Raw genomic sequence first — 10311 nt, 5'->3', positions numbered from 1 at the left:
CAAGCCGTGCTCTGCGTTGTCCTCGAACAAAGAGTTAGCCCAAGCCGGACCTTTCTTAGAATCTTTGTTGATTGTGTACGGAGCTGTTGCTGCCGGGCCACCCCAGATTGAAGAACAACCTGTAGCGTTTGAAATATACATGTGCTCACCGAAGAGCTGAGTAATCAAGCGAGCGTAAGAAGTTTCTGCACAACCTGCGCATGAGCCTGAAAATTCAAGAAGCGGCTGGTTGAACTGGCTTCCTTTGACTGTGTTCTCAGCGAATCCAGAATCAGCTTTCTTAGAAACGTTTGCAACGAGGTAGTTCCAAGCCGGCTGTTCAGCAAGGCGTGTTTCCTGTGGAACCATCTTGATTGCCTGAACTGGACAAACTGTTGTACATTCGCCACAACCCATACAGTCGAGCGGTGAAACAGAAAGTGTGAACTTGTATTTTCCAGCCTTTGGTTTGAGGTCAACAGCTTTTATTTATAAACAGGGCGTTCCCGCCGACAAGCGGCGGTCAGGCTTTTCGGGGTTCCGTGCTTCCGCACTTCATTGCTCCATTTCATTACGCAACGGCTTCGCCGCCCCTACAATCCTTAACGCAGAAATATCAGCCTAATTTCTGCAACTCTTTAAACACATCCCGTACATTTTCATATTCTTCCCACGGAACATTTCTCAAAATGTCTTGCCTCATACGGAATTGTTTTGCAGGTGTTCTTATTGAAAAATAAACATCAAATTTTGCTTTTGTTTTCAATCCGCGATGAATCAAATATTTTGAACTTGGATCAGCATTTTCTACAAAAGCATTTCCTTTTCTAATTATTTCTGCATCGTAAGCATCTTGTTTTGAAACAGAATTCAACAAAAATGTTTCAAGTGCCCCATTTTCATCAAAAGGAATCACAAGCAAAAGCACATCTGTAGAAAATGCAAGTTTGTTTGATGTTTCGTCAATATAAGAAAGTTTTGTCCATTTTCTATTACAAACTTCTCCATTATTTTCTGAAATACTGTTCAAATCAGAAACAATCTTAAGTTCAGTTCCTTTCTCATCGTTATCCGTTACAACCACAATTTTTGAGTATCTTTCTGAATCAAAAACTGCGTTCTGGTTATAGCGTGCAACAGCTGAAAACACAGATTTGATATTTGCACATCCACCAGCAGAAACAATTGTGAGCAAATTTGAGCCTTTACAAAAATCCCTGCTTATTGAATCAGAAATGTCTGGTTTAAAAGAAACTTTTCGGGCATCTTCCCAGCCATTCGCCTTAATCATAAAATACTGGAGCAAGGTAAAATCTGTATCACCTTCACAAATAATAATAGACTTCATTATCGCAGCTCCTGTCCGAAATTTTCATCGGCTTCAATAGCTCGCTCGGCGGAAAGTCTTCTTGCGACATTCTTACCATCAATTTTGTAAAGCGTGTACAGAGTTATTTCGTCTTTCAAATCCGAGTCAGAATTTAACGCTAAAACTTTCTGCAATGCTTCCTTGCTGTGCGTGGTGAGGAAAAGCTGAACATTATATTTTTTACATGCCTTAAAAATCCATGTAAAAAGCTTTGTCATTACCGATGTATGGATTGCCGTTTCAAATTCATCAATAAGGAGAATTCCATCTTTTGTTGCAAGAACTGAAACAACAAAGTAAAAAGCCTTCCTAACCCCATCCCCATACACTCCAAATGGTACAAGTCTACCAAATTTCTTTGATCGAACCTGATAAGTATTTTTTAATGGAAATGGCATTGAATAGTCACGAACCGTAGGCACAATGTCAATTATATCATCATCAAATAATTGGAGGACACTAATAAGCTCTTTATGACTCTTATTATCGCTGAAAATTTTTGTAATAAAAGGATTTATTTCATAATTTATACTTGAAGGAAGATAGAGCGTTTGGTATTTATTATAAAGTTTTTCGACATTTTCTACAAAATTATCGAATCGAGTTACATTGAATACATTAAATGCGTCTTCAATTTTTCCATTATAAATGAAATCTGTATGGAGTCTTATCATTTCCACTTCAGAATACTCTTCTTCAGGTTCACACTCGATATGAGCCTCTTTACAATATTCTCTTTTAATTGTCTTCTCTTTTGTTATATCGGCTTTTAACTTTATTGAAGAAACTCCGTTTATATCATCATCTTTTGAATAGGCAATTTCTAACTTGTCTTCAGAAGTAGGAAACAAATCCAAGATTCTTTCAAAAATAGGACTCGTTGCTTCTCCAGCCCTATCAAAACTTGTCCAAACATAAGGTGAACACGGATTTCCGGAAGTCTGTAGAATTTCTAGAATACTTGTTTTACCAGAATTATTAATTCCCGAAAAAATATTAATTCCCGTGAAGTTCTCCAACTTGAGATTTTTAATACCTCTGAATGACTCTATGTTTAATGATTTTATGTGGATGTTTCCCATATTTAATCTATCCTTGTACAGTATATACTTTTGATTTTTTTAATTGTACCAATTATAAAGATTTTTCCAATAAAGAAATAATTTCTTGTTGTCTTTTTTTCAAATTATCCAACTTCCATTCCTTGTTTTCTTGAAAAACTTTTATCATACTCGGAAACGTTCCAATATTTTTCTCAAAATACTTTTTGCATTTTTCAGTATAATCCAATCGTCCTTGTGAAGAATTTTTTCTTCGTGAAATTAGTGCAAGATTTCCGATTTTATCAGTCCATTCTTCTCGCTCTGCATCAGAAAAATCCTTTTTCCATTGGCTATTATCATTTGGTGTTTGAGGAAGTATATGTTCAATAGAAATAATAGAGGGAGATATAGACTGTTTATCTATATCCGTCATAAGCAAATCAATTTTTAAAAGCAGGTATCGTGCATATTTTCTTCCATAAATATTTTCAGAAATGATATTATGAAAATCATTTTTATTGAGCGAAAAAACATCAGATTGAAAAATTTCGACTGTTGTTTTTGATTTATCAATGCACATTAAAATTTTATTCATATTATCAATACGCATGGAAGGAACAAGACCTATAATCCAATCAGATGACAGTTTTGCATCTAATTTTTTTAAGAAGTTCAAAAAATTGTCATATTTAAACTTTTTGAAATACATAAGCACAGGCGCTTTCCAATAATCTGTTTCAAAACCATTTGACATAAACACAAGATAGTTAGAAATTTGATAAGAATTCGTTTCAATAAAATGATTCTTATCAAATAAATTCTGATACACAGTAAAGTAATCTTTTAAAAAAGCAAATGTGTCTTCGCCTCTTTTAAGCAATGGTTTGCACGGTTCTTTTCGTTTTGTTGCTTTATTCCATTTTTCTGTTGAATATACATTATCATTGAATTCTTTAATGAGCGAATAATCCGCCTTTCGCTTTACAAGAATTGTCCTTATCTGAGAAAGGAAGTTATCAAAATCTTCTCCGAAATAAGATTCCATTTCTTCCCAGTCCGAAGCATATTCATCTGCTTCTTCTTTTGCAGAAATTTCTTTTAAATTTTCTGCTTTTAAAATATCACTGTTTGCAAGTTTTAATCCCGTATTATTCATTACAGTAAAAAGTTGGAATGCATCTTGTAAATTTTCTGTTGCAATATATACAAGCAATACATTGTTTAACAAATACTGTAAGAATTCGCCTACTATTGTAAAATTTTCTTTTAAGAATTTCCTTACAATTAACACTGTATTTGCAATATGCCTAATCGAAGTATTTATATTTCTGTCTTTTGATTTTGCAACAAATATATCTTCTTCTAATGTAGAGCCAATTGATTTTATATATACATCAACAAAATCTCTAACTTCTTTTCTTATGTTAAAGACAATGCGTAAGCGTTCGGGAATACTTTTATACTTATTAGGCTTTTGATAGATTAATTCTTCACAAGTTGATTTTATATTTTCAAAATCTTCTTTTTCAAACTTAGATTCATTTTCAAATACGAAATCTCTTATGACTGCAATAATTAGAAAAATTGTCGTAATCCTCTGCTGCCCATCAAGAAGCTCAAATTCTGTGTATGAAACACCGTCTTTTTCCTCTGATTTCTTTACATAAACAATTGAGCCTAAAAAATATTGCTCTTCTTTATTTTCACAAGCATTTTTAACGCAATCTAAAAGTTCTTCAACTTGGTCTGTTTCCCAGACATACGGGCGTTGATAACTCGGTATGCTGTACCACCCTTCAAAAATTTTCTTGACAAGTGCTTTATCGCAATCTATTTTGGTATTCATTGGAACCTCTTAGCAACGAAAAACTAATAAACAATTATAGCTAGTTTAATAATTTTTCGCCACAGAGTATTCTATTATTTTATAATTCCTCTAAATAGTCACTTCGTTGATTACTTATTCTTTTACAGTGAATACATTTATAAGTTAGTTGACCAGTTACTACAGTAACAGGATTATTGCAATATGGGCAAGTTCCTGTTTGCTTTTCTAACTTTAATGAACCACCTATGATAAAACAAAGAATTCCACCAATTATAAAGAAAATTCCAATTACAATTGAAATCATAGGAATTCCAATAAGGATTCCAAGAACACCAGCAACTTTATAAAGTGTTCCTGTCCCAGAGTTCTTTGAAACTGCAGAAAGTGGAGTTCTGATTTTTGTCGAAGAAGTTTGTGATATAACTTCAGAACCACAATTTGGACAAAATTTTGTCCCCGCTGAAATTTCAGAATTGCATTTTTGACATACCATGTTATAACCTCGTTTTTTAAGAATCTATGTAGATTTTCTTTTATACAAGCATTATATGGTAATAACAATAAATAATACTTGCTATAAATTATATTTTAATCCGATATTACCAAGTTGTAAAGTATTACTTTTACCGTAGAATTTAGATATGAATCAGGATGAACTTAGGAAAAATTTGTCATTCAATATAAAACAATGTCGAAAACTTTTAACAATGACACAGGAAAAACTTGCTGAAGACACAGGACTTTCTGCACAAACGATAAATGACATTGAAGGATGCCGAACCTGGGTTAGCGATAAAACTTTGGTAAAACTTGCAGAAGTATTGAGAACCACACCAGCAGAACTTCTTTTACAAAATACAAACAAACAATCTGAAACACTAGATTTTTTAAAATTCAAATCAGAACTACAAGATTCTGTCAGACAAACAATAGAAGAAATGTTTGAAAAGAGAAAATTATGATTTTATTTCAATGATATCTTTTGCATTATCTGACCAAAATCCTTTGTATTCAAATTGTATATCAAAACTTTTTGGTTTTGAATTTGAAGCAAAAACAATAATATTTGCGATGTAATCACCTCTAGCAATATAATTACTTGGAATCCCATAGGAAAAAAGAGGAATTTCTGTACACAAGGTGCAACAATTTGAATTTTCAACAGTATAGATAAAATCACAATATTTTTTCATACCAGGAGAAATAACTTGTGCGATACTTGTTTTTATAGGTTCATTATCTTGATAAGACCACATTAAATTCATTGGCAGAACATTATTGCATATAGAATAATTGCCATCCAATCCCTTTATTTTTACATTATTTAGATATACTTGTACATTGTTCGCATCAACAGATCCTGTGTTCACAACAGCAAGGCGAAAGAAAAAAGCTCTTTGCCCTGAGCTAAAAGAAGTTAAATTACAGTCTGGAAACAAAGCTGTTATAGATATATCTAATTCCGGCTTATAAAAAATATTTCGAATCTTTTCACCAAAGATGGCGATAAATGCAATTATAAAATTAGCAATAATAGTTAAAATTTGAAGTACGGCCATCACATTGTTTGAATCATTCATAACAAAAGTATAATGATAAAAATGAATTTAAACAAGTTTTACAGGTGATAAACAAAAATCGCCGTCCCCCTCAGCAATTTCTCGCTAAAAGGAACGGCGTTCAATTAAATCATAATCACCCGTAGGAGAATCTCCCCCACGGACAATCCAATCTTATTTATACAACTCAACCAACTTCTGCAAGTGCTCGAATCGTGCTTTTGCAGCCTGTTCATTCCTATCAAAAAGAACTTTCGCTCTTTCTGGGAATTTTCTCGTCAATGCAGAGTAGCGTGTCTCGTTGTTGAGGAATGCCTGGTAAGAACCGTCGCCTTCTTTTGATGTGAGGGTGAATGGGTTCTTTCCTTCTGCTTTGAGTGCTGGGTTGAAGCTGAACAGGTTCCAGTAGCCAGCCTTTACAGCTGCCTTCATTTCGTCCTGACAGTGGTTCATACCGCCCTTAACACCGTGCAATTCACATGGAGCGTATCCGATGATGAGGGAAGGACCATTGTAAGCTTCTGCTTCCTGGATGACTTTGAGAGCCTGTGCCGGGTTAGCACCGAGGGCGATCTGTCCAACGTATACATAACCGTAGCTCATAGCGATTTCAGAGAGTGACTTTTTGCCCATCTCTTTACCAGCTGCTGCGAACTGACATACTTCACCGATGTTTGAAGCCTTAGAAGCCTGTCCACCTGTGTTAGAGTACATCTCTGTATCGAATACCATGACGTTGATGTTTTCGCCAGAAGCGAGAACATGGTCGAGACCACCGAAACCGATGTCGTAAGCCCAACCGTCTCCACCGAAGATCCATACAGATTTCTTTGAGAGGTAAGCTTTCTTGTCGAGGATTTCTTTAGCTTCTGCGCTGCCGTCTTTTTCGAGAGCTGCGATAAGGGCATCTGCTGCAGGAGCGTTGTCCTTTGTGCTGTCCTTGGTTTCAATGAACTTGTCGATTGCTTCTTTGAGAGCACCGCTAGCGTTCAATTCACCGAGTTTTTCGATAAGACCGTCGCGGATGTATTTCTGACCAGAGTACATACCCAAGCCGTGCTCTGCGTTGTCCTCGAACAAAGAGTTAGCCCAAGCCGGACCTTTCTTAGAATCTTTGTTGATTGTGTACGGAGCTGTTGCTGCCGGGCCACCCCAGATTGAAGAACAACCTGTAGCGTTTGAAATGTACATGTGCTCACCGAAGAGCTGAGTAATCAAGCGAGCGTAAGAAGTTTCTGCACAACCTGCGCATGAGCCTGAGAATTCAAGAAGCGGCTGGTTGAACTGGCTTCCTTTGACTGTGTTCTCGGCGAATCCAGAATCAGCTTTCTTAGATACATTTGCAACGAGATAGTTCCAAGCCGGCTGTTCGCTCAAGCGAGTTTCCTGTGGAACCATTGTGAGAGCCTGTACTGGACATACTGTTGTACATTCTCCACAACCCATACAGTCGAGCGGTGAAACTGAAAGTGTGAACTTGTATTTTCCTGCTTTTGGTTTGAGGTCGACTGCTTTTCCGCCGTTCTTCTCGACTTCACTAGCTTCTGCGTCTGTGAGGAGGTATGGACGGATTGTTGCGTGTGAACAAACGAATGCACAGTTGTTACACTGAATACATTTTGTTGAATCCCACTCTGGAACATTGACTGCAGTACCGCGTTTCTCGTAAGCAGAAGCTCCGAGCTGGAACTGACCGTCTGCGATATCTTTGAATGCAGAAACAGGAAGATTGTCGCCGTCCATGAGGGCGATTGGGTTCATGAGTTTTTCTACCATATTAACGGTAGCTTTCTCACCCTGGAGAGCAGGTTTTTCTGCATCTGGAGCAGGATTTGCCCAAGAAGCAGGAATCTTAACTTCGTGGAGAGCACCTGCACCCTGGTCGATAGCCTGGCAGTTCATGTCAACGATGTCCTGTCCCTTCTTAGAGAATTTGGCAACTACCTTTTCTTTCATGTAGTTGATTGCCTCTTCGGCTGGGAGAACATTTGCAAGCTTGAAGAATGCAGACTGGAGAACTGTAGAAGTACGTTTTCCAAGACCGATTTTTGTTGCGATATCAACAGCGTCTACAGTGTAAACCTTGATTTTGTGGTCATAGATGTATTTCTTTGACTCAGCAGGTAAGTGCTTGTCGAGCTCTTCGTCGCTCCACTGACAGTTGATAAGGAATGTACCGCCGTCTTTTACATCCTGAACCATCTTGTAGCCCTTGATGATGTAAGACTGGTTGTGACAAGCTACGAGATCAGCCTGGTTGATGTAGTATGGTGAGCGGATTGGTTTGTCACCAAAGCGCAAGTGGCTGATTGTGATACCGCCAGTCTTTTTAGAGTCGTACTGGAAGTATGCCTGAATGTATTTGTCAGTGTGATCACCGATGATTTTTGTAGAGTCTTTGTTTGCACCGACAGTACCGTCACCACCGATACCCCAGAATTTACACTCTACTGTGCCTTCTGCAGATGTGATTGGAGCCGGTTTAACCTCTGGAAGTGAGAGGTTTGTAACGTCATCAACGATTCCGAGTGTGAAGCGTGATTTTGGTGCGTCTTTAGCAAGCTCTGTGTAAACAGCGAATACTGAGCTTGGTGGTGTATCTTTTGAACCGAGACCGTAGCGTCCGCCAGAGAGTTTGATGTCGTTCAAGCCAGCTTCGCGCAATGTTGTAGCAACATCGAGGAAGAGTGGTTCACCGAGTGAGCCTGGTTCCTTTGTGCGGTCAAGAACAGCAACCTTTTTGACTGTTTTTGGCAATTTCTCGAGGAACTTCTGTGGCATCCATGGTCGGTAGAGGTGTACTTTGATAAGACCGACTTTCTCGCCTTTCTTTGTGAGGTAGTCGATGACTTCTTCTGCGACATCACAGATTGAGCCCATTGCAACGATAACGCGGTCAGCATCTTTTGCACCGTAGTAGTCAAAGAGACCGTAGTTTGTGCCGAGCTTTTTATTGATTTTGTCGATGTATTTCTCAACGATAGACGGGAGAGCGTCGTAAGTTGAGTTACAAGCTTCGCGGTGCTGGAAGAATACGTCGCCGTTTTCGTGAGAACCGCGCATAGCCGGATGCTCTGGGTTGAGAGCGTGGTCACGGAAAGCCTTGAGAGCTTCTGTCGGGAACATCTCTTTGAGGTCAGCGTAGTCCCAAGTTTCGATTTTCTGGATTTCGAGTGAAGTGCGGTAACCATCGAAGAAGTTGATGAATGCAACTTTGCCTTCGAGGGCAGCAAGGTGAGCGACAGGAGCCAAGTCCATGACTTCCTGTGGATTTGATTCTGCGAACATTGCAGCACCTGTCTGACGACAAGCGTAAACGTCTGAATGATCACCGAAAATGTTCAAGGACTGAGTTGCAACACAACGAGCGGCAACATGGAATACACAAGGAAGCTGTTCAGCAGCAATCTTGTACATGTTTGGAATCATCAAGAGCAAGCCCTGTGAAGCAGTGAATGTTGTTGTGAGCGCACCTGATGCCAAAGAACCGTGAACAGTTCCGGCAGCTCCGGCTTCTGATTCCATTTCGATAACCTTTACTTTGTTACCGAAAATATTTTTCTGACCACCAGCAGACCAGTTGTCTACCCAGTCAGCCATTGGAGATGAAGGGGTGATTGGATAAATACCAGCTACTTCAGTAAACGCATAAGCGACATGAGCTGCAGCCTGGTTTCCATCCATTGACTGTTTTTTTCTGGACATATAAGTCCTCCTGTTGAATTCAAAGTATTGATTAATAGAATAAACCTAAAATAAGATTCTTACAAGTGATTTGAATAAGCTCATATCTAATAAAAAAATTATGACCAATAAAGAACCATTTTTTTCCAGACTGATTATTTAATCTTGATTTAAGTCCATTTTTATATTGTTTTTACATGAATTATGATATAGGCTTTACATAAGAGGTATTAAATTATGGACACAAAACAAAAAAGAGGTATCAGTCTTTTTATAAAAATTTTCAGCGGATACATTATTTCGATACTCGTTATTACAATGGTATCTGTTGTAATTATGTCAAAAACTGATACATTTAACGAAAATGCATCTCTTATTCAGGAAGAAATTCTTCCAAATACTCTTAAAGCCAAAGATTTGCAGATGCATGTAATTCAGGTACAGCAGTGGCTCACAGATATTTCCGCTACCCGTGGAGCTCCCGGATACGATGATGGATACGATGAAGCAGCGGAACATGCGGAAAATTTCAAAGCAATAGTCGAAGAATTCAAACAATTCTACAACACACATGGAAAACCCGAAAAAATATCTGAACTTGATGAAATGCAGAAGGCTTTTGACGGCTTCTATGAAATGGGCAAACGTATGGCAGCCGCTTATATCGAAAACGGACCAGATGAAGGCAATAAAATAATGGAAGAATTCGATCCTTACGCAGAAGAAATTTACGAAACAGTAAATAACTTCGTAGATAACATAAGTCAAATGCTGACTGAAACGGTTTCTTCAATAACTACAGAATCAAAAAAACTCACTGTTATCGGTTCAGTTTTATGTATTATTTCT

8 protein-coding genes and 1 pseudogene are annotated in these 10311 nt (G+C 37.8%); 2 read left to right on the top strand and 7 right to left on the bottom strand.

What is annotated here, in order from left to right:
- The 5 genes from ACKI5B_RS06225 to ACKI5B_RS06205 all read right to left on the bottom strand — a co-directional run.
- Nucleotides 1–468, bottom strand: a 468-nt coding sequence (locus ACKI5B_RS06225) for a 4Fe-4S dicluster domain-containing protein (RefSeq protein ID WP_407426899.1), incomplete at its 3' end; no start/stop codon positions are given.
- A gap of 127 nt (nucleotides 469–595) precedes the next feature.
- Nucleotides 596–1327 (bottom strand): DUF3226 domain-containing protein, encoded by a 732-nt coding sequence (locus tag ACKI5B_RS06220; RefSeq protein ID WP_407426897.1) that lies wholly within the window; start codon nucleotides 1325–1327, stop codon nucleotides 596–598.
- Nucleotides 1327–2430, bottom strand: coding sequence for an AAA family ATPase (locus ACKI5B_RS06215; protein ID WP_407426895.1), 1104 nt, complete (start codon nucleotides 2428–2430; stop codon nucleotides 1327–1329). The genes ACKI5B_RS06220 and ACKI5B_RS06215 overlap by 1 nt, the downstream gene beginning before the upstream one ends.
- A 52-nt stretch (nucleotides 2431–2482) precedes the next feature.
- On the bottom strand, nucleotides 2483–4237 hold the full coding sequence (locus ACKI5B_RS06210; RefSeq protein ID WP_407426893.1) for a DUF262 domain-containing protein: 1755 nt from the start codon (nucleotides 4235–4237) through the stop codon (nucleotides 2483–2485).
- A 79-nt stretch (nucleotides 4238–4316) separates the two neighbouring features.
- Complete coding sequence (locus ACKI5B_RS06205) at nucleotides 4317–4712, bottom strand: zinc-ribbon domain-containing protein (protein WP_407426891.1); 396 nt, start codon at nucleotides 4710–4712, stop codon at nucleotides 4317–4319.
- Between the two features lie 148 nt (nucleotides 4713–4860).
- Between ACKI5B_RS06205 and ACKI5B_RS06200 the strand changes: the two genes are divergently transcribed.
- Entirely contained in the window at nucleotides 4861–5181 is a 321-nt protein-coding gene (locus ACKI5B_RS06200) for a helix-turn-helix domain-containing protein (RefSeq protein ID WP_407426889.1), read from the top strand.
- Here the strand turns inward: ACKI5B_RS06200 and ACKI5B_RS06195 are convergent.
- Together ACKI5B_RS06195 and nifJ are read right to left on the bottom strand one after the other, a co-directional pair.
- Entirely contained in the window at nucleotides 5176–5799 is a 624-nt protein-coding gene (locus ACKI5B_RS06195; RefSeq protein ID WP_407426888.1) for a hypothetical protein, read from the bottom strand. The genes ACKI5B_RS06200 and ACKI5B_RS06195 overlap by 6 nt on opposite strands.
- Nucleotides 5800–5952: 153 nt before the next feature.
- Nucleotides 5953–9483 (bottom strand): pyruvate:ferredoxin (flavodoxin) oxidoreductase, encoded by a 3531-nt coding sequence (gene nifJ, locus ACKI5B_RS06190; RefSeq protein WP_407426886.1) that lies wholly within the window; start codon nucleotides 9481–9483, stop codon nucleotides 5953–5955.
- A 216-nt stretch (nucleotides 9484–9699) separates the two neighbouring features.
- Between nifJ and ACKI5B_RS06185 the strand changes: the two are divergent.
- Nucleotides 9700–10311: pseudogene (locus ACKI5B_RS06185) on the top strand (hypothetical protein); the annotation flags it as partial.

It is taken from the genome of Treponema sp., from assembly GCF_045657965.1.
GTDB lineage: Bacteria > Spirochaetota > Spirochaetia > Treponematales > Treponemataceae > Treponema_D.
The sequence above is the reverse complement of the archived record's forward strand: the minus strand, read 5'-3'. Positions and strand labels throughout refer to the sequence as shown.

Bases quoted from the DNA above. Each gene is read 5' to 3' on its own strand.
- ACKI5B_RS06220 (WP_407426897.1), bottom strand. From the start codon at position 1,327: ATGAAGTCTATTATTATTTGTGAAGGTGATACAGATTTTACCTTGCTC.
- ACKI5B_RS06215 (WP_407426895.1), bottom strand. From the start codon at position 2,430: ATGGGAAACATCCACATAAAATCATTAAACATAGAGTCATTCAGAGGT.
- ACKI5B_RS06210 (WP_407426893.1), bottom strand. From the start codon at position 4,237: ATGAATACCAAAATAGATTGCGATAAAGCACTTGTCAAGAAAATTTTT.
- ACKI5B_RS06205 (WP_407426891.1), bottom strand. From the start codon at position 4,712: ATGGTATGTCAAAAATGCAATTCTGAAATTTCAGCGGGGACAAAATTT.
- ACKI5B_RS06200 (WP_407426889.1), top strand. From the start codon at position 4,861: ATGAATCAGGATGAACTTAGGAAAAATTTGTCATTCAATATAAAACAA.
- ACKI5B_RS06195 (WP_407426888.1), bottom strand. From the start codon at position 5,799: ATGAATGATTCAAACAATGTGATGGCCGTACTTCAAATTTTAACTATT.
- nifJ (WP_407426886.1), bottom strand. From the start codon at position 9,483: ATGTCCAGAAAAAAACAGTCAATGGATGGAAACCAGGCTGCAGCTCAT.